The organism is Caproicibacterium amylolyticum, assembly GCF_014467055.1.
Lineage (GTDB): Bacteria > Bacillota > Clostridia > Oscillospirales > Acutalibacteraceae > Caproicibacterium > Caproicibacterium amylolyticum.
In genome coordinates this window covers 2,013,508-2,035,039 of record NZ_CP060696.1, presented here as the reverse complement: position 1 = coordinate 2,035,039, position 21,532 = coordinate 2,013,508, and the positions used below count along the sequence as shown (strand labels likewise).

At 49.1% G+C, this 21,532-nt stretch carries 20 protein-coding genes; 7 read left to right on the top strand and 13 right to left on the bottom strand.

Annotated features, from left to right (window positions below):
• The first annotated feature begins 20 nt into the window (after nt 1-20).
• Nucleotides 21-1,202, top strand: a complete 1,182-nt coding sequence (locus tag H6X83_RS09735) for a MalY/PatB family protein (protein WP_212506293.1) — start codon at nt 21-23, stop codon at nt 1,200-1,202.
• Nucleotides 1,203-1,458: 256 nt separating this feature from the next.
• Here H6X83_RS09735 and H6X83_RS09730 read toward each other — a convergent pair whose 3' ends face one another.
• Nucleotides 1,459-2,535, bottom strand: a complete 1,077-nt coding sequence (locus H6X83_RS09730) for an ABC transporter substrate-binding protein (protein WP_212506292.1) — start codon at nt 2,533-2,535, stop codon at nt 1,459-1,461.
• Nucleotides 2,536-2,567: 32 nt separating this feature from the next.
• A complete protein-coding gene (locus tag H6X83_RS09725) occupies nt 2,568-3,746 on the bottom strand; it encodes a DegT/DnrJ/EryC1/StrS family aminotransferase (protein ID WP_212506291.1) in 1,179 nt (392 codons plus the stop codon).
• A gap of 376 nt (nt 3,747-4,122) precedes the next feature.
• Between H6X83_RS09725 and H6X83_RS09720 the strand changes: the two genes are divergently transcribed.
• The 6 genes from H6X83_RS09720 to H6X83_RS09695 all read left to right on the top strand — a co-directional run bounded on the left by H6X83_RS09720 (nt 4,123) and on the right by H6X83_RS09695 (nt 11,478).
• Nucleotides 4,123-4,695 (top strand): acyltransferase, encoded by a 573-nt coding sequence (locus H6X83_RS09720; RefSeq protein ID WP_212506290.1) that lies wholly within the window; start codon nt 4,123-4,125, stop codon nt 4,693-4,695.
• Nucleotides 4,696-4,767: 72 nt separating this feature from the next.
• Nucleotides 4,768-5,895, top strand: coding sequence for a DegT/DnrJ/EryC1/StrS family aminotransferase (locus H6X83_RS09715; protein ID WP_212506289.1), 1,128 nt, complete (start codon nt 4,768-4,770; stop codon nt 5,893-5,895).
• 365 nt (nt 5,896-6,260) lie between these two features.
• Entirely contained in the window at nt 6,261-7,580 is a 1,320-nt protein-coding gene (locus tag H6X83_RS09710; RefSeq protein WP_212506288.1) for a nucleotide sugar dehydrogenase, read from the top strand.
• Between the two features lie 448 nt (nt 7,581-8,028).
• Nucleotides 8,029-9,129, top strand: a complete 1,101-nt coding sequence (locus H6X83_RS09705) for a Gfo/Idh/MocA family protein (protein ID WP_212506287.1) — start codon at nt 8,029-8,031, stop codon at nt 9,127-9,129.
• A gap of 22 nt (nt 9,130-9,151) precedes the next feature.
• Entirely contained in the window at nt 9,152-10,246 is a 1,095-nt protein-coding gene (gene wecB / locus H6X83_RS09700; protein ID WP_212506286.1) for a non-hydrolyzing UDP-N-acetylglucosamine 2-epimerase, read from the top strand.
• The gene (locus tag H6X83_RS09695; protein ID WP_212506285.1) at nt 10,243-11,478 is read left to right on the top strand and encodes a glycosyltransferase family 4 protein; all 1,236 of its coding nucleotides are present in this window, start codon (nt 10,243-10,245) and stop codon (nt 11,476-11,478) included. Before wecB ends, H6X83_RS09695 begins: the two co-directional genes overlap by 4 nt.
• Before the next feature lie 74 nt (nt 11,479-11,552).
• Here H6X83_RS09695 and H6X83_RS09690 read toward each other — a convergent pair whose 3' ends face one another.
• From H6X83_RS09690 to H6X83_RS09640, 11 genes are all read right to left on the bottom strand, one after another.
• The gene (locus H6X83_RS09690) at nt 11,553-11,846 is read right to left on the bottom strand and encodes a hypothetical protein (RefSeq protein WP_212506284.1); all 294 of its coding nucleotides are present in this window, start codon (nt 11,844-11,846) and stop codon (nt 11,553-11,555) included.
• Between the two features lie 130 nt (nt 11,847-11,976).
• Entirely contained in the window at nt 11,977-12,726 is a 750-nt protein-coding gene (locus H6X83_RS09685) for a hypothetical protein (protein WP_212506283.1), read from the bottom strand.
• Nucleotides 12,723-13,580 carry an ABC transporter ATP-binding protein gene (locus H6X83_RS09680; RefSeq protein WP_212506282.1) on the bottom strand — a complete coding sequence of 286 codons (858 nt, stop codon included), beginning with the start codon at nt 13,578-13,580 and terminating at the stop codon, nt 12,723-12,725. Before H6X83_RS09680 ends, H6X83_RS09685 begins: the two co-directional genes overlap by 4 nt.
• Nucleotides 13,570-13,938, bottom strand: coding sequence for a GntR family transcriptional regulator (locus H6X83_RS09675; RefSeq protein ID WP_212506281.1), 369 nt, complete (start codon nt 13,936-13,938; stop codon nt 13,570-13,572). Before H6X83_RS09675 ends, H6X83_RS09680 begins: the two co-directional genes overlap by 11 nt.
• Before the next feature lie 163 nt (nt 13,939-14,101).
• Complete coding sequence (locus tag H6X83_RS14590; protein ID WP_246419178.1) at nt 14,102-14,740, bottom strand: hypothetical protein; 639 nt, start codon at nt 14,738-14,740, stop codon at nt 14,102-14,104.
• 47 nt (nt 14,741-14,787) lie between these two features.
• Nucleotides 14,788-15,360 carry a uracil-DNA glycosylase gene (locus H6X83_RS09665; RefSeq protein WP_246419175.1) on the bottom strand — a complete coding sequence of 191 codons (573 nt, stop codon included), beginning with the start codon at nt 15,358-15,360 and terminating at the stop codon, nt 14,788-14,790.
• A 34-nt stretch (nt 15,361-15,394) separates the two neighbouring features.
• On the bottom strand, nt 15,395-17,116 hold the full coding sequence (locus H6X83_RS09660) for a sensor domain-containing diguanylate cyclase (RefSeq protein WP_212506280.1): 1,722 nt from the start codon (nt 17,114-17,116) through the stop codon (nt 15,395-15,397).
• Nucleotides 17,117-17,501: 385 nt separating this feature from the next.
• Nucleotides 17,502-18,686: an iron-containing alcohol dehydrogenase gene (locus tag H6X83_RS09655; RefSeq protein WP_212506279.1), complete on the bottom strand. Its 1,185-nt coding sequence runs from the start codon at nt 18,684-18,686 to the stop codon at nt 17,502-17,504.
• A 191-nt stretch (nt 18,687-18,877) separates the two neighbouring features.
• Nucleotides 18,878-19,312 carry an RrF2 family transcriptional regulator gene (locus H6X83_RS09650; RefSeq protein ID WP_212506278.1) on the bottom strand — a complete coding sequence of 145 codons (435 nt, stop codon included), beginning with the start codon at nt 19,310-19,312 and terminating at the stop codon, nt 18,878-18,880.
• 111 nt (nt 19,313-19,423) lie between these two features.
• Complete coding sequence (locus H6X83_RS09645) at nt 19,424-20,605, bottom strand: MFS transporter (RefSeq protein WP_212506277.1); 1,182 nt, start codon at nt 20,603-20,605, stop codon at nt 19,424-19,426.
• Nucleotides 20,606-20,753: 148 nt separating this feature from the next.
• Nucleotides 20,754-21,422 (bottom strand): nucleotidyltransferase domain-containing protein, encoded by a 669-nt coding sequence (locus H6X83_RS09640; protein ID WP_212508553.1) that lies wholly within the window; start codon nt 21,420-21,422, stop codon nt 20,754-20,756.
• Nucleotides 21,423-21,532 lie beyond the last annotated feature (110 nt).

Below are 21,532 nucleotides of genomic sequence, written 5' to 3'. Positions count from 1 at the left end.
ACAGAAATGAGGACATAAATATGGAATTTGACTTTTCACTGCCCATTGACCGCCGCGGTACGGGCTGCTTAAAGTATGATTTTGCAGTTGAGCGCGGCCGTCCGGCGGATGTGCTGCCGCTGTGGGTGGCAGATATGGACTTTCGTACATTGCCACAGGTGCAGGCGGCACTGGAACAAACTGTGCAGCACGGCATCTTTGGTTACTCCGAAAGTGGAAACAGCTATTTTGAAGCAGTCGCTGATTGGTTCCAACAGCATCATCATTGGCGGCCGCAGCGGGAATGGCTTGTGAAAACGCCGGGCGTGGTATTTGCTTTGGCGGCGGCGGTTCGTGCGTTCACGAAACCAGGGGAAGCGGTGCTTTTGCAGCAGCCGGTTTACTATCCGTTTTCTGAAGTTATTACGGACAATGACCGTGTGTTGGTGAACAGCCCGTTGGTGCTGAAGAACGGTCACTATGAAATTGACTTTGCAGATTTTGAAAAGAAAGTTACAGAAAACAATGTTAAGCTGTTTCTGCTGTGCAGTCCGCACAATCCGGTTGGGCGTGTCTGGACAAAAGAGGAGCTTTTTCAAGTGGGCAGTATCTGCGCAAAACATCATGTGCTGGTTGCGGCAGATGAGATTCACGCAGATTTTGTTTGGCCGGGGCATTCACATTATTCTTTTTTCACGGTTGATCCGAAGTTTGCGGAGTTTACAATTTTGTGTACGTCACCAAGCAAAACTTTTAATCTTGCCGGGTTACAGGCCAGCAATATTTTTATCCCTAACGAGTCACTGCGGAAAGCATTTGCTCATGAGGTAGACGCAGCGGGGTATAGCCAGCTGAATGTAATGGGTCTGGTCGGCTGCGAAGCGGCTTACCGAAACGGTACACAATGGCTGCAGGAGCTGCTGATCTATTTGCAGGGGAATATCGCCTATGTGCGTGATTTTTTGCAAAAAAAACTGCCGCAGATTCAGCTGGTTGAACCGGAAGGCACTTACCTGCTGTGGCTGGACTGCCGCGGACTTGGTCTTACCACACGGCAGCTGGAGGATTTGATCGTGAACAAAGCAAAACTCTGGCTGGACAGCGGCACTGTTTTTGGAAAGGCGGGCGAGGGCTTTCAGCGTATCAATATTGCTTGCCCGCGCATAACATTGGAGCAGGCAATGAAACAGCTGGAAAAAGCGGTGCAGGGGCTTTCACGGTAAAGTTTTCGCCAGCCTTGTTCACAAGGCTGTGGGGTTGTGGGGTAAAGCCCCACGACCTTATCCCTTGACCGCAAAGGCCCTTGTTGTAAAATGGATAACAGGCAGCGTTAATCTGCGGCGGGCAAAGCCACGCCGCAAATAAGAAGTCTTAGTTGTGTAAATACAGCTGGGTACAACAAAGACTTTGTACGCAGCCAACAATAAAAAGCGCTTTATACAGATTTCCACATCCTGTATAAAGCGCTTTTGCCATAATTTATTGCAGATAGCTGTTTGAAATTCCGGTGCCGAGTGGAATACTTTTTGTTGTCAGCTTGTTTTGGTTCATCCAGCTGTAAAAGCGGTTCCATCGCTGAGCATCCAGTAAACCCCAGCGGGCGGCATCATCCGTGTATTTTCCGGCGAGCCATGTCAGGCTGCGCTGCACAATCGCCTGTTGTCCCTGCACAGAAGCTGCTTTAGCGCACACCAGTTTTGCTGTGCTTTCCGGATGTGCGGCAGCATAGGAGTATCCCATTTTCACCGCAGTCAGAAAATCCTTTGCGGCCTGTGGCTGCTTATTTAGAAAAGTATTGTTTGCCACAAGCAGCAGGGGGTAATCGTCCAGTTCTGGACTAACATCCCGGAAAAACAGGAAGTTAGCCGTAAGATTGCTTTCACGGCAGGTGATTCCGTCCCAGCTGTAGCTGCCGCAGACTGCGGTGGCACCGGCTTTTAAAGCAGCGGCGGCGCCATTGTCGGTTCCAACCTCTGTTTTTACCAGATTTATTTTTCCACCGTCGGCAGTTACCACAGTGGAAAGTTTTGCTTCCGGCAAAGGCTTACCGCCCGTTTGGCAGGTGATTCCCTCCAGCAATTTTGGACGGTTAATGTTCTTGGCGGATTGTGTTAAAACACCGGCATCACTGTGCTGCAAGAGTGCAGCAACAGCAGTCAGCGGCTTGCCATCGCACAGGGTCTGCGCAAATGTAGTGCTTTGACCGGCAGTGGTAAACTGTACCGTGTTGGATGCTGCAAGTTCTGCTGCCTGTGCACTTGAGCCGGCGGTTTTGAAGGTGACATCCAGGCCGCATTTTGCAAAGTAGCCCTGTGCATCAGCAGCATAAAGACCGCCCAGCAGCGGCGCAGCGGTGTCTGGGTCCAGTGCAAGTGCAGCTTTTACAAGCGGCTTTGCAGCGGAGGAGATGCTGCTGACAGCAGAGGAAGCGGCCTTACTGGAAGCTGCCGATGATACCGCAGAGGATGCGTTTGAGGCGGTCTGCTGACCACAGGCAGACAAGGAAAGGCTCAGTGCCATAACCAAACACGCAGCAGCCGTACGTTTACAGTTCATAGGCAGTTTCCTCCTGACAGAAAGTTTCGGCATCATTTGTGGTATTTCTCCGCAATGTCCAGTACCGCGTCAATGACATATTGAATCTGTTCGTCCGTCATGGTCGGATACAGCGGCAGGCTGATGATGCGCTCAAAGTGTTTGTCGGCGTTCGGAAAGTCGCCTTTCTTAAAGCCGTAGCGGTTTACATAATAGCTCATCTGTGTGACCGGAATGAAATGCACGCTGGTGCCAACATTGCGCTGATTCAGTTCCACAATGAACTGGTCGCGGTCAATCGTCAGATTTTCCGGTACAATGCGCAGAACATACAGATGCCAGCAGTGAGTGGTGTATTCCGGCACAAACGGCGGGTCGAGTGCGTCACATTTACCAAAGGCAGTCTGGTAGCGTTCCGCAATCTTCAGGCGCTTCTGCTGCATTTCTTCCATGCGATCCAACTGACGCAGACCGAGTGCTGCCTGAATATCAAACATATTGTATTTGAAACCGGGTTCGCAGATATCATAACGCCAGCTGCCGCCTTTTGCGTAGCGGTTCCAGGCGTTGTGGCTCATACCCTGGCCGGCCCAGATACGTGCTTTTGCGTCAATTTCATCATTGTCGGTTGCCAGCATACCACCCTCACCAGTAGTAAGGTTTTTGGTGGCATAGAAGCTGTAGCTTGCGGCCCCTTTCAGCTGATGGCCAATCAGACGGCCCTTGTAGCGGCTCCAGAGCGCATGTGCGGCGTCTTCGCTGACGTAGAGGTCATGTTCATCCGCAAGTTTGTAGATGGCGTCCAGGTCGCAGACCTGACCACTGTAGTGAATCGGTACGATTGCTTTTGTTTTGGGTGTGATTTTCTTAGCAATCTCATTTGGGTCAATGCAGCCGGTGCGGAAATCGATATCTGCAAAAACCGGCTTTGCACCGCAGTGCAGAATGGTGTTTGCTGTGGAAGCAAAGGTCATGGGGGAGGAAATCACTTCATCCCCCTCACCGATACCCGCACTCAGCAGAGAAACATGCAGTGCTGCTGTGCAGGAGTTGAGTGCCAGCGCATGCTTTGCACCGACATACTGTGCGAATTCTTTTTCAAATTCAACTGTGCGGGGGCCTTTTGCAATCCAGCCGGACTTCAGGGTGTCCACCACCTCGTTGATTTCAGCATCGGAAATATCCGGCTGATTATAAGGAATAAACGTATCTCTTACTTTAAAGTCGCTCATTAGCTCGTCCTTCTTTTTCTTTACTAAAGATTTACGGCAGGCACGAAAATAACGCCTACCGAATGAAAAGACAAAAAAACTCTGTATCCACAGTTAGACACATAATAATCCAAAATCTGTACAAAGTCAATGCGAAAGCGGTCGCAGAAAAGAACGGCGGCATTTATTTTGCCCAGTTGCTTGGGACATTTTTCCGCGAGTGTTTGGAGTCACATAGCTTTTTTGCAACAAAATATTTGACGATAGGGCAGGTTTATACTATAATACATAAGTTAAGAAAGAATACTTCGGCGGAAAATTCTGCCCAGGGCATTTCCTGCGTGTACCTTTTGTTATTGAGAAAAGATGTACGCAATTCTTTGAAGAAGGTATGGTTATGAGCGAATCCTATTTCGTCCACCCCAGTGCCTGCGTCGATGACGGCGCACAGATTGGTGACGGGACAAAGATCTGGCACTTTTCTCATGTAAGCTCTGATGTCAAAATTGGCGCGGACTGCACCATCGGCCAAAATGTGTTTGTAGCGGGCGGTGTCAAAATCGGCAGCCACTGCAAGATTCAGAACAATGTCAGCGTTTATGAGGGCGTAGAGCTTGGCGACTATGTTTTCTGTGGGCCGAGCATGGTGTTTACCAACGTACAGCGGCCGCGGTGCCGCTACCCACAGCGCGGGGCGCAGTTTTACAAGCCGACCCCGATTGGCGACGGTGCTTCCATCGGCGCGAATGCAACGATTGTTTGCGGGCATAAAATCGGCGAGAATGCCTTTATTGCCGCCGGCAGTGTGGTAACCAAAGATGTACCTGCCCACGCAATCATGATGGGTGTTCCGGCACGGCAGCGCGGCTGGGCCTGTGAGTGCGGCGAAAAGCTGGACGAACACCTGCACTGCCCGAAATGCGGCCGTCAGTATGCAGAGAATGAGGATGGCCTTCACGAAGCAAAGTGATTTGTGTAAAAATTTTATTATGCTGTGCAGAACGCATTCAGCGATTTCTGCATCAGGAGGTAAACTTGATTCATGGATAAAATACAGTTTAATGACCTTGGCGCGCAGTACGCTGCGCTGAAAAAGGATATCGACGCCGGAATTGCTGATGCCATAGCAGGCAGCCACTTTATTTCCGGCCCACAGGTCGAGGAGCTGGAAGCAGAGCTGTGTGCTTACACCGGCCGTAAATACTGCGTGACCTGCGGCAACGGCACAGATGCACTGCATATGCCGCTGATGGCTTGGAATATTCATGAGGGTGACGCTGTTTTCGTGCCGGCATTTACATTCTATGCCAGCAGCGAAGTGGTCAGTCTATGCGGTGCAACACCAATTTTTGTGGACAGCTGCCCGGATACCTTTAATATGGACCCAGAAGATCTGAAAAAGAAGATTGCCGCAGTCAAAGCGGAACGCAAACTGACCCCGCGGGCAATCATTGCGGTTGACCTGTTCGGCCAGCCGGTACAATTCCCGGAAATTGAAGCGATTGCAAAAGAAAACGACCTGCTCTTGCTGGAAGACGGTGCACAGGGCTTTGGCGGCGGAATCGGAAAGCAGCGTGCGTGCTCTTTCGGTGATGCTTCGGCAACCAGCTTTTTCCCGGCCAAGGCATTGGGCTGCTACGGCGACGGCGGCGCTGTATTTACAGACGATGAGAAATTGTACACACTGCTCAAGTCCATCCGTGTGCATGGTAAGGGCAGCATGAAGTACGAAAACATCCGCGTAGGTCTGAATTCCCGCCTGGATACCCTGCAGGCGGCCATCCTCCTGCCGAAACTGCATGCTTTCCCGAAAGAGGACGAGCACCGCAACCGTGCCGCACAGCGGTATGCAGCAGCTTTGAAGGGCAAATTCCAGACGCCGGTTGTGCGCGATGGCTACCATTCCAGCTTCGGCTATTACACACTCAAAGCTGAAAGCGAGGAGCAGCGTACCTGCGTAATGGACGCGCTGAAAGCAGCCGGAATTCCGTCCATTATCTATTATCCCTGCCCGCTGCATCTGCAAAAGGTTTATAAGCCGCTTGGCTACAAAGAGGGCGACCTGCCGGTAGCGGAAAATCTGGCAAAGACGGTGTTTAGCCTGCCCATGCACGGCTACATTACAGATGAAACGATTGATTATATCTGCGGTGTTCTGCAGAAACTGTAAGTAAGCAGTAAAGTCCTTACAGTGCTTTGCCCCACTTTCTCAGAAAGTGGGTAGGGGAGCGGGGGCGAAGCCCGCCGCAGCCTTAATCTCTTGACCGTAAAGCCCTTGATGTAAAAAAAGGCAATACACAGCAGCGTTTCCTGCGGCGGCGAAGCCGCGCCGCAAAGAGCAAGACCTCGGGAGCCTTCCTTGCAGACTCCCGAACCTGCGAGCGCTTCTTAGAATACTAAGTTCAAGTTCAAGAGATAAGACCTTGGGGCGCTGCCCCAAACTCAGCCGCCTTTGAAAGGGCGGGCGGAACTTTTACTGTAAGGACACTAAATAAGTAAACAAAAAATCATCTTTTAAAAATGAGGGAAATCAAAATGGCAAATGTTAAAGCAGAGCTGCTCCAAAAAATCAGCAGCAAAACAGCCAAGGTCGGTATTGTTGGACTGGGTTACGTTGGACTGCCGCTGGCAGTTGAGTTTGCCCGTGCGGGCTACACAACCATCGGCTTTGATGTACAGAAGCAGAAGGTTGATTCCGTAAATGCAGGTCAAAACTATATTGGCGATATTGTTGGCGATACGCTGAAAAAAGAAGTGGAAACCGGCAAACTGCGCGCAACAAGCGACTTTTCTTTCATTAAGGATGTAGATGCAGTTGCAATCTGCGTGCCGACTCCGCTGGACGCACACCAGCAGCCGGATATCAGCTATGTGAAGAGTTCTACTGAAAGCGTAGCCGAGTATGTACATCCCGGCATGCTGATTGTTTTGGAAAGCACCACTTATCCGGGTACAACTGAAGAGCTTCTCAAGCCGATTCTGGAAAAGTCCGGCCTGAAGTGCGGCGATGATTTTTACATGGCATTCTCGCCGGAACGTGTTGATCCCGGCAACAAACAGTACAAGACAAAGAATACCCCGAAGGTCGTCGGCGGCATTGGCAAGGACGCAACCGAGGTCGCTGCTTCTCTGTACCGCAACGTGCTGGAGGGCGGCGTTTATGAAGTTTCCTCTCCGGCTGTGGCGGAAATGGAGAAACTGCTCGAAAATACCTACCGCAACATTAATATTGGCCTTGCCAACGAAATGGCAATTATTTGCAACCGCATGGGCATCAACGTTTGGGAAGTGATTGAAGCTGCGAAGACAAAGCCTTATGGTTTCCAGGCGTTCTATCCGGGCCCGGGACTCGGCGGCCACTGTATTCCGCTTGACCCGTTCTATCTTTCCTGGAAAGCGCGTGAGTATGACTACCATACCCGCCTGATTGAAACTTCCGGTGAAATCAACACAGCTATGCCGGAGTATGTCGTTGACCGTGTAATGAAGGTGCTCAACAAGAAGAAGATTGCCCTCAACGGCGCTAAGGTGCTGGTACTGGGCGTTGCTTACAAGAATGATATTGACGATTACCGCGAAAGCCCGGCGCTGAACGTAATTGACCACTTCATTAAGCAGGGTGCGCAAACAACCTATTATGACCCGTTCATCCCGCAGTACAAGCACAAGGGTGTTGTACACACAGGTGAAAAGGAACTGACAGACAAAATGCTGAAGGATGCGGACATCGTGGTTATCTGCACAGCGCACACCAGCTTTGACTATGACCATATCCAGCAGACTGCCAGCGAGATTTTTGATACCCGCAACGCAATGAAGGACGTAAAGGATCGCAGTAATATAGAATTGCTGTAATGTGGCTGCCACCCGTAGTTGCTTTACACCGCTTTCTCAGAAAGCGGTTAGGTGTGGGCGAAGCCCACGGCCTTATTCCTTGACCGTAAAGCCCTTATGTGAAAAAGAGGATATTACAGCAGTGTTCCCTGCGGCGGCGAAGCCGCGCCGCACAGAAGTTGCTTTAAAGCAATAGTTGTAGTTGCTGTTAAGCCGCGTCGCAAGGTCAAGACCTTGGGAGCCTTACTTGCAAGGCTTCCAAACCCACGAGCGCTTCTGAAACTAAGGGCTGAAGATAAAGAGAAAGGTCGTTGCGCTGCGCACACCACACTGCGGTCGCTTTCTAAGAAAGCGACGGAAAGTAACTTACAAACAAGGGCAACTGTATCATTCATCGATAATTGATTTATTATTTTGCGCTTCCCATTACCGGAGAGCGCAAAATTTATGTAAAGGAGATTTTACGCTGATGGAAAAATTACGTTTTATGCTGATTGGCTGCGGCCGTATTAGCAAGAACCATATTGCGGCGGCTGCCGCCAACAAAGACACCATGACGCTTGCTGTGGTGTGTGACCCGGTGCGTGAGCGCGCAGAAGTGAAGGCTGCCATGCTCAAAGAACAGGCCGGCTATGAACCGCTGATTTACACCGACTACAAAAAAGCACTGGCAGAGCAGAAAATTGACGCCTGCTCTATTGCAACGGAAAGTGGCTTTCATGCCCGCATTGCATTGGACTGCATGGAGCACGGCAAAAGTGTGCTGATTGAAAAGCCAATGGCGCTTTCCACCGCAGATGCGGAGAAAATGCTTGCCACTGCAGAGAAAAAGGGTGTTACTCTCGGTGTATGTCATCAGAACCGCTTCAATGACCCGATTCAGCAGCTGCACAAAGCACTGGATGACGGCCGCTTCGGCAAGCTGGTAAACGGTACCGCACGCATCCTGTGGAACCGTACCATGCCGTATTATCAGCAGGCACCGTGGCGCGGCACCTGGGCACAGGACGGCGGCACGCTGATGAATCAGTGCATCCACAACATTGATTTGCTGCAGTGGAGTCTTGGCGGTGAGCCGGATACCATTATGGCAATGACCGGCAACTATCTGCGCGACATTCAGGCGGAGGATTTCGGTTCCATTCTGATTCGCTTCAAGAACGGCGCCATCGGCATTGTAGAGGGTACCGCCTGTGTGTACCCGAAAAATCTGGAAGAAACGCTTTCTATTTTTGGTGAAAAGGGCTGTGCTGTTATTGGCGGTCTGGCAGTCAACCGCGTGCAGACATGGAACTTCTCCGAGCCGGCTGAACAGGACGCAGCTGTTGAAAAATTGGCCGGCACTGACCCGAAAGATGTTTACGGCAGCGGCCACAACAAGCTGTATGCAAACTATATTAATGCTGTTAAGACTGGTACACAGCCGCTGGTTTCCGGCTATGAGGGCATTAAGGCGCTGAAGATTATTCTGGCGGCTTACAAGAGTCAGAAAACCGGACAGGCTGTGAAATTTGATGACCTGTCATTTGCAAGCACAGATATGTGCAGTGCAGACGTGAAAGTTGACTGAAGCAGGCGGGGGGCAGAGTGCTATGAAAATTGTTACAGTCGTGGGTGCGCGGCCGCAGTTTATTAAGGCAAGCGTTGTTTCCGCTGCGCTGGCGCCGCTTTGTACGGAAGTGCTGGTGCATACCGGGCAGCATTATGACCAAAATATGTCCCAAGTGTTTTTTGAGGAGTTAAAAATCCCGCATCCTGCCTATAATCTGGGTGTTGGCAGCGGCACACATGGCCGCCAGACCGGTGAAATGCTGATTGGCATTGAAGAAATCCTATTCAAAGAAAAACCGGATGTCATGCTGGTTTATGGCGACACAAACTCCACCTTGGCGGGCGCACTTGCGGCAAGCAAGCTGCATATTCCGGTGGCGCATGTGGAAGCAGGGCTTCGTTCCTACAACATGCGTATGCCGGAGGAGCAGAACCGCATTCTAAGCGACCACATTTCCACCTGGCTTTTCTGCCCGACGCAGACCGCGGTAACAAACCTTGCAAAAGAGGGCATTACCAAGGGTGTTTCCATTTCCGGCGATGTGATGCTGGATAGTGTTCTGCACTTTCGGAAAGTGGCACTCAATAATCCTGAGAAGCGCAAAATTTATGAGCAATTAGGTATTTCTCCAAAAAATTACCGCCTTGCTACCCTGCACCGTGCGGAAACAACGGACGGCGGTGAAGACGCGATTGTGCGTATTTTTGACGCTTTTGAGCAGCTGCCGCAGCGTGTCGTGATTCCGATTCATCCGCGTACCCGTGCACTTGCGGAAGAAGCAATCAAAACCCGCGGTTACCGCAATATTCAGCTGATTGATCCGGTCGGTTATCTGGAAATGCTGCTGCTCACCAGCGGCGCCTGTCAGGTGCTGACGGACAGCGGCGGCCTGCAAAAGGAAGCTTGGTTCATGGAAGTTCCGTGTGTTACTCTGCGCAGTGAAACCGAGTGGGTGGAAACACTTGAGGGTGGTTGGAACGTGCTTGCAAAGCTGACAACCGAAGATATTCTGGAAAAAGCACTGCACACCGTGCCAAATCCCGCCGCGCGGGAAGCACAGCCCTTTGGGGATGGACACGCCAGCGAAAAAATTGTCCGCGCCGTCTGCAATAAAAAGGAGTGGCCGAATCAATGAACATCATTTATCTGGAGCATTACGCAGGTTCACCGAAGCACGGCATGGAGTTTCGACCGTACTTTATGGCAAAGCGCTGGGTCGACGTGGGCCATACGGTGACCATGGTTGCCAGTTCATACAGCCATCTGCGTACCAAAAATCCGGATTTAAAAGGTCAGCCCTACATGGAAGAAATGATGGACGGCATCCGCTGGTTTTGGATTGCCGGGCCGCAATATTCCGGCAACGGCGTGGGGCGCATTAAAAATATTCTTTCGTTTTTAAACGGCGTGAACCGCTACCAAAAGCAGATTTGCGCGGTTGGCAAACCGAACGTGGTGATTGCCTCCAGCACTTATCCGCTGGACATTTACCCCGCAAAAAAGATTGCCAAGCGCTATGGTGCAGAGGTCATCTACGAAGTGCATGACCTGTGGCCGTTAAGCCCGATGGAGCTGGGGCACATGAGCCCGCACCATCCGTTTATCATGGTGATGCAGAAAGCGGAAAACGAATGCTGCAAGTCTGCGGACGCGATTGTCAGCCTGCTGCCCTGTTCTAAGGAGCATTTTGTGGAGCATGGCATGCTTCCGGAAAAGTTTTATTGTATTCCAAACGGGATCGTGCAGGCGGATTGGGAAAAGGCGCTGCCGGAGCATCCAATTTACGAGGAGCAGCTGAAAAAATGGCATGATGAGGGTTGGTTCCTGATTGCTTACACCGGTGCACACGGCGTTGCAAATGCACTGGACAGCTATGTGGAAGCAGGCGAAAAGCTGGCAGGCAAAAAAATCAAGCTGCTGCTGATTGGCCCCGGGCCGGAGCGAGAGCGCCTGAAAGCCAAGGCAGCACCGCTTGAAAATGTGGAACTGCTGGAACCTGTGGGTCGTGCGCAGGTGCCGGAACTGCTGGCACAGATGGATGCGCTGTATGTTGGTTTGCAGCGTCAGCCACTGTTCCGATTTGGCGTGTCGCCGAACAAACTGATGGATTATATGATGGCTGGTAAGCCGGTCATCTTTGCTATTGAAGCCGGCAATGACATGGTGGCGGATGCACAGTGCGGTGTATCAATTCCGCCGGAGGACAGCAACGCCATTGCCAATGCGGCGCAGAAGCTTGCGGAGATGCCGAAGGAAGAGCTTGACGCAATGGGACAGCGCGGTCATAAGTATATTCTTGAGAACCACGAGTATGATGTTCTGGCAAAGCAATTTTTGGACGTTATGCAGGAACACTTAAAGAAATAATTTGCCGTATGAAAAACGAGAGCCGGTATTCTTAAAAGAATATCGGCTCTCGTTTTCTGTACACAGATTGTTACTTAAACAGTAGGTGTCTCTTTCTTCTTTTTGATGCTGCTGCCTGCAGCCAGACCAATGCTCATGCCTATACACATACCAAGGGCTAAATTGTTGTAAAGTAGCTGTCCAAGCAGCATTCCAATGCTCATTCCAACACACATGCCGACGGCGATATAATTTTCTTTACCGTCCTTTTTTACATCGGTTGTTTCTGACGAGGCTTTTGCTTTTCTACTCTTAGAACTCATACCGGCAATTATCATGGAAAGACCAATGGCAATCCACGGTAAAGCGGCTTCCATAAAATCCAGCATAAACGTTCTCCTCAAAACTTGACGGTTAAATAATAGCAAGGTTTAATTTTATAGCAATACGCTTAGAGAAAACGGGAAAGCGGCAGTTACATTCATAAAAACCATTTTTAATAGGGAGCGCATGTAAAGATTAACCTGCTGTGGGGCCCTTAACGTTTGTACGGCGCAGCAGCAGCCAGCTGATAACAGTAAATACTGCGGCAAAAAGAACAAAAAACAGCATTAGGCAGTATGGAGAGGAGTTTAGCCAATTTATGAATGGCATAAAGCTAATACCCGCGTGATTCAGCTGAAAAGGAACCAGATTTGTAAGAACAACCATTAAAATCACCGCAATGATTTTCCAAGTGCGGCTTAGCAGCCAAAAAAGCAAAGAAAAGAAAGTGCCGAACATTGTGAATCCAAGGTATATGCAGAGATTCATCAACGCGCTGTTAAGGTGCTGCGGCAGGGTCAGAATTGTGGCGTTGTTGGTCTTCATGTAAATGAGTTGATACATATCCGAAAACATAAAATTGCTGTGGTTAATTTCTAAGGCGACTGTCACAATTTGCAGGATTTCCCCCGCGGCGGCAAGAATGACGGAAAGCAGTCCACAACAGAGCAGATGGTTGACAAATGCGGTGCGGCGTGATACACCGAATTGCAGGGAAAGCCGAATCTGACTGCGTATAACAGCGACGCTGAGCACAAACATAAATATGGCAGAAGTAATTCCCAAGCCGCTAAAGCTGCCAACATCTTTTTCGTCTGTACTAAAATTGATGACATGAATAAGCACAAATATTATGATAGCAATCATTGCCGCATAAAAGATAGCTGCACTTTTAATAAATTCGGCGAACTGATACCGAAATGCCGGCTTCAAATTCATTTTCATTGTTTGTCTTTTTCCTCCATTAAGCTGATAAAATAGTCCTGCAGATTGACCTTTGAGATTTCCAGTCCGGCAGGAAGACTGACTTCCGGCACTCCCTGTATGCACGCCGTTTTCAGTCCGCCCAGCGTATTGGAGGAAAGTACATGATGTCCTTGCAGGTAGCTGTCAAGCAGGGCAGCAGGGCCGGAAACCGAATAGGCAGCTGTCATAAGTTCTTCGGCAGGGCAGTCTTTTAGAATCTTTCCAGCCCGAATGATCACGGTGTGCTCAATTAGGCTTGCGACTTCCGCAATTAGATGTGTCGAAATAATGATGGTGCATGGATGTTCCGCATATTTTTCCATCAGCAGGCGGTAAAACAAATCGCGATGCTGTGCATCCAGACCTAAAACCGGCTCGTCGAAAATCAGGTAGGGTGTATTTATGGAAAGTCCAAGTACCAATCGAAAAATGGAAGCGTAACCGGTGGAAAGCGATGTAATTTTCTTGTTGATTTTAAGGTCGAATTTTTGAGCAAGACTTTCCGCGTATGCGCGGTCAAATTCCGGATGGAACAGCTGTGCAGCTGCAAAGGCTTTTTTCACTTTCATGTCGTCCGGAAAAAGGTTCTGGTCGCCAACCAGGAAGAGTTTTTGCAGCGCGTGGTCATTGTTGCTTACCGGCTCGCCGTCTACCAGTACGCTGCCGTCCGTTGGACACTGACGGTCAGAAAGGATGCTCAGCAAGGTCGATTTGCCTGCACCATTGTTGCCCAGAAGACCATAAATCTGATTTTCACCAAAAGTAAGTGAAACGTGGTCAAGTGCGGTTGTATCACCAAATTTTTTTGTAACGCTGCGTACCTCAATCGACATTTTCAAACCCTCTCTTCATCATTTCAGCCAGTTCAGTGGCAGTCAGCCCCAAATTCTTAGCTTCCCGCACGGCTGCTTCAATGTAGTCGTGGTAAAAGCACTCCCGACGCTTATTGCGCAGCTGCTCCTGCGCTCCTTTTGCAACAAACATGCCGACTCCTCTTTTCTTGTACAGCAAACCTGCATCTACCAGCTGATTGATCCCTTTTAGCGCTGTAGCAGGATTGATTTTGTAAGTTACGGAATATTCCGTTATGGATGGAACCTGACTTTCCTCCGGGTAAGCACCGGAAAGAATGCCGTCCTCCAGCTGTTGTGCAAGCTGAAGGAAAATCGGCTGGTCATCCTGAAATGTCACTGCGGCTGCCTCCTTTTATGGCAATCAGTTAATCAGTAGAGTAATTAACTGCATGACTAACATACCATACGAAATTTGAATTGTCAACTGCTTTTTTAAAAAAGTTTAAAAAAGCAGGAGGCACAAAATGTGTGCTTCCTGCTTTTTCAGAGTCTTATTTTTGTTAATCTGGAACTTCCATTCCGCCCCATTCCACAACAGTGAATCCCTTTCGCTCAAATGAGGGCAGCGTTTGCTCTGGCACGGAAACCGCTGCTTTCAGGGGTTTGTATGCCATGTATACCCGCAAAATGCTGTCTGGCTTGGGCGTAACTGTTAGCTTCGCAGCATTTGTGTAACTGCTGCCCTGAAATGAAATCAAGTTGTAGGTATTGTCCTGCATTTTTGGCAGCCAGTAGACAATGAATTCATTGTACTCGCGTGGTGTAAGACCGAGTGCTGCAAGCTTTTCCTGCAGGAAAGCTGCGGTGTCGCTGCCCTTTATGACGAAGCCGGAGGAAAAGTCGGGCTGAACACCGCCGGCTCCCTCCCAGTACAGGTAGCTGTATTGTTTGCCGTCACTGCCGGTCAACGTGCCGTCCGGGTGAGCAGTGACGTTCCAACCATTGGCAGAATACTGCGGGTAGGTACAGGTCAGACTGCCTGCAAAGTCCAGCTTCACATTGACCTGTTCCGTCTGGGTGGGGTAAAGGTAAATGACCGGTTTTTTAACAGTATGATTTTCCGAACTGCATCCGGCAGAGATAAGCAGCAGAGCCATACTTAGTCCAATTCCAAGCAGCCTGTACACAATCCTTTTCATTTTCAAAGCCTCCTATGCTATTTTTTTACAGAATAGCATAGAAAAAGTTAAACGTCAATTTGCAGTTCCCGCATCTTGTTTCGCAGACTGAGAAAATCCTCAAATGCTTCCGGCTTTTTGCGGGGGTCACGCAGGAGTGCCGCCGGATGCAGCGTTGCCATCATCCAGATACCGCCTTTTTCTACCCACTGACCATGCTGACGCGTGATTTTGATTTTGGGGTCAATGATCCTCATGGCGGCGATACGGCCTAAGCAGACAATGATTTTGGGGCGGATCAGCGCTGTTTGGGCACGCAGCCAGCCGATGCATTCCTCCTGTTCTTCTGGCAGCGGGTCGCGGTTCTGCGGCGGGCGGCATTTTACCATGTTTGCAATGTAAATATTCTTGTGGCGGTCAAGGTCAACTGCGTCCAGCATTTTGTCCAGCAGCTGGCCGCTGCGGCCTACAAAGGGTTCACCCTTGAGGTCCTCCTGTTCACCGGGACCTTCTCCGATGAACAAAACCTTTGCTTCCGGATTACCGACCCCAAAAACAAGGTTGGTGCGCGTTTTGCCCAATATACATTTTTGGCAGCCGCTGCAGGCTTTCTCAAGCTCTTGCCAGTTTTGATACAGCATGAATTTGTCCTCCTGAAAAATACCCGAGAAAGGTTTAACTTTTAAAACTCTCGTTGGAAAATACGTAATTTCCCATGCCAATGTGTTTTGCCTTGTAAAGTGCGACATCTGATTTTTTGTACAATTCTTCAAATGTACTGCCGTCTTTGGGAACTACCGCAACGCCCATGCAGCCGGAAAGGGAAACGCTATTTGTGTACCGGTGGCAGATATGTGCGGAAATCAACGAAATCTGCTCGGCTAGTGCTTCTTGGGAAGAAATATCCTGCAGAAATACAACAAATTCGTCGCCGCCCAACCTGCCGCAAATGTCGGTTGGGGAAACGCATTCCTGCAAAGTTGTGCTGACGTCTTTCAGCACCTTATCGCCAAACTGATGGCCATTGGAGTCATTAATGTGCTTAAAGTGGTCCAAATCCATAATGACAAAAGCCTGCAGGGCATCTGAATGGTTTTTCAATGCCTGACAAACTTTTTCGGTCAGTGCGCGCCGGTTCAGCAGCCCAGTTAGTGCGTCCCGGCGGGAGCTTTCTTCCAGCCGGAGAAGCTGCTGCTTCTCCGTGTCAATATTTTTCAGTGTAACGAAAGCCCGTACAGATTTTGCGTAAGGGTCACTGACAAGTTGTATGCTACAGGAATACCAGACAGGTGAACCATCTTTGGCACAATGGCGGAATTCACTGCTTACGCGGTACTGTCCGGTGTAATAGACGGCAAGCAAATGCTCCCGCGTGAAAGTGCGGAAAAAGCGGTCTTTGTCATGGTCGTGCACCAAATGGAACGCAGCATAGGCATGCAGACCGGAGTACGTGGAAGTTTCTTTAACCAGTTGACAAATCAGTGAATTTGCGGTTTCTACTTTTTCCAAGCGGTCGTTGGTCAGGTCACATTCAAAGTAGGCAAAACAGTCCTGTTTTAATTCGGCATAGTTTTGCAGCCAATTTTCGTAGGCAATTTCTTTTTCACGCTGATCCGTGATATCTTTAATGGTAATAATGGCGTGTGCTCCCGTGTTGTCAGAAGGCTCAACCAGGGTGTACTGAACGCCTAGCCAGAAATACTGCGTAGAATGAGCAGTGCAGGCCTGAATTGCACAGCAGCCGAAAGGTTCACCGGAAGTAAGCGAATGGAACAGATCTTCAAGTGGTTTTCGGCTGGAAGAAGCCAAGTGCTTGCTGTCTAAAATAGAATTAGGCAGGTCATAAACGACAGAAGGCAGTTCCCATGCCTGATCCAGTGAGAATGGAAAGGTAAGCGCTGCGGTGGCAAAGTCGTAGTATGCCAGCACCGTATTGGACTGGCGGCTTGCAGCATTGCACATTTCCACACTCAGGCGGACTTTGTCCTGCATATATTTAAAATGAGTCATATCAGAAAAATACCAAATGAATCCTGCATTGTCAGCACGCTGCAGGTAGCAGCGTGCTGACATATGCTTGATCTGTCCGTTGCGGCAGGTGCAGCAGAACTCGGCTTCAAAGAGATCATGATGTTCAGCCAGAGCCTGCTGAATCTTTTCCAGCAGGGATGAAAAATCATCTTCCAACAAAATAAAGCGCAGATTTGTAAATTTGGCGTACAGGGCCTGTCCCTTTGTGTAGTGAAACAGCGAATAAAAGGAATCATTTGCGGCACAAATAGACAACTTGCTGTCAAGTGTAAGGCGGCACAGGCCACAGGGTACCATATTGAGTGTAGTATCCAGCAGTGCGACATCAGTAAAACTGTTTTCAGTGTTACGGATATTAGTAGCCATGGCGTTGCTCCATTTCATTTTTCGTTATACAAATGATTGAAAAATATCTGATTCGATTGGAAAAAAGCTCTAGCTGAAAACAGACAAGCAGCCTGCACATTTTGCAGAATTCGGCAAAAAGCGGCACGTTTAACTGTTGAAATTCAAAAAAATCCCCCGATTTTTTCAAATATATTATTATTATATATCAAAAGTCTAGTGGTGTAAATAGAATTGCAACATTAAAAGGATGATTTTATAGAATTTGTATCTGAAGTATTTATCCAGAAAATTTTAAAAGAAATGTATTGTTTTAGATACATGGTCTTTTCTATATTACGCTGAATAAATGAACATAAAAAAGTGCTGCTGCATCTTACTGCAGCAGCACCGAAAAATAATTTTTTTAGAAATCTATCGGCAGGTCATAATAGCAAGCTGTCAACAGCTTTTCCATTTCTTCCTGACTTGGCTGACGGGGATTGGAACCAGTGCAGGCATCGGTGATAGCCAAAGCGGCTACATCATGCAGTTTCGCTTTGAACTCATCTTCCGGTACCATGCCGTTCTCATAATCTTTCATTGCATGCGGAATATTCAGCAGGTCATTGTAGGTGTTGATTTTATCGCACAGTGCATTGATCAGGCCTGATTCGTCGCCTGTCAGACCGACGGCACGGGCAATCGTGGCATAGCGCTCACGTGCTTCCGGTACTTTTGCGTTGTACTGAATAACTTTCGGAAGGTACATGGCGTTTGCACAGCCGTGGACAATGTGTCCATTTTTGTAGGCAGCGCCGGTTTTGTGTGCCATGGAGTGAACGATGCCCAGCAGTGCATTGGAGAATGCCATACCTGCAAGGCACTGTGCATAGTGCATCTGTTCACGTGCAGCTTTGTCGCCCTTATAGGAAGCGGGCAGATATTCAAAGACCATCTTAATGGCCTGAATCGCAAGCGGGTCGGTAAAGGGAGAATGCAGGGTGGAAACATAAGCTTCAATCGCATGGGTCAAGGCGTCCATGCCGGTGTGCGCAGTCAGTTTTGGCGGCATGGTTTCTGCCAGAGCAGGGTCAATGACAGCTACATCCGGTGTAATATTGAAATCCGCCAGCGGGTACTTGATACCTTTGTGGTAGTCAGTGATAACGGAGAAAGCAGTTACTTCTGTTGCCGTGCCGGAGGTTGAGGGGATTGCCAGGAACTTTGCTTTGGTGCGCAGTGTGGGGAAGCAGAATGGAGTGATGAGATCCTCAAACTTCGTTTCCGGATACTCGTAAAATGCCCACATTGCTTTTGCTGCATCGATTGGGGAGCCGCCGCCCATGGCTACAATCCAGTCAGGAGCAAAGTCCTGCATGACTTTGGCGCCGCGCATGACGGTTTCAACAGACGGGTCCGGCTCTACACCTTCAAACAAGCAGGTTTCTAGTCCGGCTTCATGCAGGTTTTCCAGAACCTTGTCCAGAAAACCAAAACGCTTCATCGAACCGCCGCCAACAACGACGACAGCTTTTTTGCCAGTCAGTTTTTTCAGCTCATCGAGTGCATTGGGGCCGTAATAAATGTCTCTGGGAAGTGTAAAACGCATTGGTAAGTACCTCCATATTAATCGTTGTTTTTTTGTTGTGTTTCGATGATTTCATTATAACATCTGCGAAAGAAGAGTCAAGCTAATTGCACAAGAATTAAAAAAATATTTTAATTTTATAATTAAAAATGTCAAAATTTGCTGTAAAAAAGACCGCCGCAGGAAAGCGGCGGCAGAAAATGCAGTGGATTTCAAATGAAAAACATATAATTATCCCGGCTGCGGGCGGCTTCCTCCAGCAGGTCAGAAAGGTACAGCGAAGAAAGCGTTTGCTCAACAGACTGTTTCAGTTTTGTGGAAACCAGCTCCAGTGCCGCTTCCGCGTCCTGCGCATCTGCGCCCAAGGTTTTTCCAGGCTGCTCAAACAAGGCAGTGTCTGTGGCGCGCAGCATATCCAGCGCACTGATTTGAGCAGGGGAACGGGTCAGCCGGTAACCGCCCTGTGCCCCCTGCGTGGAAGTAACAAGCTGCGCACGCTTCAGCAGAGAAAAGACTTGCTCCAGATAAATGCGGGAAATCCCCAGGTCCTCTGAAAGGCGAGTTACATTTACAACGGTGTCTTTTCCAGCCTGTGCCATGCGCAGCAAAGCCGCAATGGCATAGCGCCCTTTTGCAGAAATGCGCATACATTCCCTCCTCTTTTTATATCCTACTATTTTGGTATCGTATCTATCATATACTTTTACATGACTTTTGTCAATCATGTGCAAGCGGGATTCCGTTTATGCGGCGGGCTGCTATTTTCGGCGACATCCGGCCCTTTTGCAGAAGCAAAGCATTCCCAAGGACATAATGATTGGGAACACTGTCGCCATAAGCAGACCATTTTTCAATCCGGCATCACCCGCGCCGGCAAGCCCGGTGAGCCACGGCCCGAGTGAACAGCCAATATCTCCGCAGACTGCAAGCATACCAAACATAGAGGTGCCGCCGTTGTGAAAATAGCGTGCGGCAAGGCTGTACAGCCCCGGCCACATCAGCGAAACGGAAAGTCCGCAGAAGGCGCAGCCAAGCAGGGAGAGCAGCGGATAAGGGGCAAGTGAGGTAAGCAGGTAACAGATGACGCACAGCACACTGCACCCCAGCAGAGCGTAGTGCAGATTGATCTTTTTCCCGAAAAGTCCGTAAAGCAGTCGCCCAGTGCCTGCCAGTACAGAAAACAGACATGGTCCAAGCAAGTCACCGGCTACTTTTGGAACGCCCAGACCGCGCTCCGCAAACAGCGAGGACCACTGACTCATAGAAAGGTCGGCGGCACCGGCGCAAAGAATCAGCAGCATGCAGAGCAGAAATAATTTGGAGTGCAGAATGCTTCCAATCGGTATTTTTTCCTCCGGCGGCACGGCGGGCGGCATCGGCACACGCAAAAAGCGCACCAGGTTGACAAGCGGCACCAATGCCCACAGTAGAGGCAGCAAAAACCAGAAGTGTCCGCCAATGAAGTGCAGACCAAGTGTTGTGCCGGCAATTACCGCAACCTGTCCCCAGCAACAGAAAGAGTGCAGCATGCTCATGGAGGAGGTCTTTTGTCCCATTGGCAGGGAGTCCAGAATTGGGCTGACAAGGTCTTCTATCAGGCCGCTGCCCATTGCACAGATGACCATAGAAATGGAAAGTCCGGTAAATGGGTCAATCAGGTTCGGCAAAATTCCCATCAGCACAAGCCCGCAGGCTGCCGCGAGGTGAGAACCAATGATGCAGCGCTTAATGCCGATGCGGTCTACAAAGCATACAGAAAAAAAGTCCATTACCAGCTGCGTACCAAAGTTCAGCAGAATTAACTGGCTGAGCTGACTAAAGGAAATATGATAATTGTCCTGGAAAATTGTAAACAGCAGCGGTGCCAAACTGTTGACAATCCCCTGCGTTAAGTAGCCTAAGTAGCAGGCACGGCGTGTGTGCCGGTAGGTGCTGTGCATAATGCTTCCCCTCCCGCAAAATCGCGTTACTCCATACTATGGGGAGGTGGCTTAATTGCTACAAAAAATCATGATATGGAAACATTACGATTTGGCTTGCGGACAACACTTTATTCAGAAAACCTGTATGTCTTTCTGAATAGTTGAATCACGACTTATAGCTTTGAATCAGGTCAGAGGACCATTCCAACAGGTTCTTTGTGCATGCGTCAAATTGCTTTTCAGAAATTGTCGGTTCTTTTTTCAGATTTACTGCAGTTTGCAGGATGTGAAGATCTGTGCCAGTCACAGCGTTGAGCAAATCTTCCCGGCGGGAAATGTAATTCTGTGTAAGCAGAAAATGATGAGCCTGAAGAACGAAAATGGAGGATTTATACAGTGCCTTTAAAACTTCAGTGCTGTGCTCATGAACTACATTGTGTACACACATATGGTATATGTTGCAGGCACCAATCCGTACAGCATACTGAATATCGCTGGGGCTAATTTTAGGCAGCAGAAAATTCAGACTGCCCAAAACAGGCTTTGTGTCGTAGTAGAATTGAAATAAATCAGCAGGATACCAGTTGCTGATTTCTGCCATGCCAGAAACGAATCCGCAGATTTTATCCCTATCGGGCATGTCTGCGATGGCGTTTCTGTAACTGTGCAGATCCTCAAGCGATACGGTGTCTAGTACTAAAACAACATCAATGTCGCTTTCTGCGGTCATTTCTTTTCTGGCGCAGCTGCCCTGCAGCCCGATAAAGACGATTCGGTCTGTAAAGATGTTCCTCACGATTTTCACATAAGCTTTCATCCATTCGTCAATGTTCATCAAAATATTGCATCTCCTTCATCCTGTAATTTGACCGGCAAACCATATAGTATAGCACGAATGAACATATTTGTCATTTATAATGCAAAAGGGTGCAGAACACGTTCGTG

What these genes read in the sequence shown, in the direction of transcription:
- H6X83_RS09735 (WP_212506293.1), top strand. Translation starts at nt 21, where the DNA reads ATGGAATTTGACTTTTCACTGCCCATTGACCGCCGCGGTACGGGCTGC.
- H6X83_RS09730 (WP_212506292.1), bottom strand. Translation starts at nt 2,535, where the DNA reads ATGAACTGTAAACGTACGGCTGCTGCGTGTTTGGTTATGGCACTGAGC.
- H6X83_RS09725 (WP_212506291.1), bottom strand. Translation starts at nt 3,746, where the DNA reads ATGAGCGACTTTAAAGTAAGAGATACGTTTATTCCTTATAATCAGCCG.
- H6X83_RS09720 (WP_212506290.1), top strand. Translation starts at nt 4,123, where the DNA reads ATGAGCGAATCCTATTTCGTCCACCCCAGTGCCTGCGTCGATGACGGC.
- H6X83_RS09715 (WP_212506289.1), top strand. Translation starts at nt 4,768, where the DNA reads ATGGATAAAATACAGTTTAATGACCTTGGCGCGCAGTACGCTGCGCTG.
- H6X83_RS09710 (WP_212506288.1), top strand. Translation starts at nt 6,261, where the DNA reads ATGGCAAATGTTAAAGCAGAGCTGCTCCAAAAAATCAGCAGCAAAACA.
- H6X83_RS09705 (WP_212506287.1), top strand. Translation starts at nt 8,029, where the DNA reads ATGGAAAAATTACGTTTTATGCTGATTGGCTGCGGCCGTATTAGCAAG.
- wecB (WP_212506286.1), top strand. Translation starts at nt 9,152, where the DNA reads ATGAAAATTGTTACAGTCGTGGGTGCGCGGCCGCAGTTTATTAAGGCA.
- H6X83_RS09695 (WP_212506285.1), top strand. Translation starts at nt 10,243, where the DNA reads ATGAACATCATTTATCTGGAGCATTACGCAGGTTCACCGAAGCACGGC.
- H6X83_RS09690 (WP_212506284.1), bottom strand. Translation starts at nt 11,846, where the DNA reads ATGCTGGATTTTATGGAAGCCGCTTTACCGTGGATTGCCATTGGTCTT.
- H6X83_RS09685 (WP_212506283.1), bottom strand. Translation starts at nt 12,726, where the DNA reads ATGAAAATGAATTTGAAGCCGGCATTTCGGTATCAGTTCGCCGAATTT.
- H6X83_RS09680 (WP_212506282.1), bottom strand. Translation starts at nt 13,580, where the DNA reads ATGTCGATTGAGGTACGCAGCGTTACAAAAAAATTTGGTGATACAACC.
- H6X83_RS14590 (WP_246419178.1), bottom strand. Translation starts at nt 14,740, where the DNA reads ATGAAAAGGATTGTGTACAGGCTGCTTGGAATTGGACTAAGTATGGCT.
- H6X83_RS09665 (WP_246419175.1), bottom strand. Translation starts at nt 15,360, where the DNA reads ATGCTGTATCAAAACTGGCAAGAGCTTGAGAAAGCCTGCAGCGGCTGC.
- H6X83_RS09660 (WP_212506280.1), bottom strand. Translation starts at nt 17,116, where the DNA reads ATGGCTACTAATATCCGTAACACTGAAAACAGTTTTACTGATGTCGCA.
- H6X83_RS09655 (WP_212506279.1), bottom strand. Translation starts at nt 18,686, where the DNA reads ATGCGTTTTACACTTCCCAGAGACATTTATTACGGCCCCAATGCACTC.
- H6X83_RS09650 (WP_212506278.1), bottom strand. Translation starts at nt 19,312, where the DNA reads ATGCGCATTTCTGCAAAAGGGCGCTATGCCATTGCGGCTTTGCTGCGC.
- H6X83_RS09645 (WP_212506277.1), bottom strand. Translation starts at nt 20,605, where the DNA reads ATGCACAGCACCTACCGGCACACACGCCGTGCCTGCTACTTAGGCTAC.
- H6X83_RS09640 (WP_212508553.1), bottom strand. Translation starts at nt 21,422, where the DNA reads ATGAACATTGACGAATGGATGAAAGCTTATGTGAAAATCGTGAGGAAC.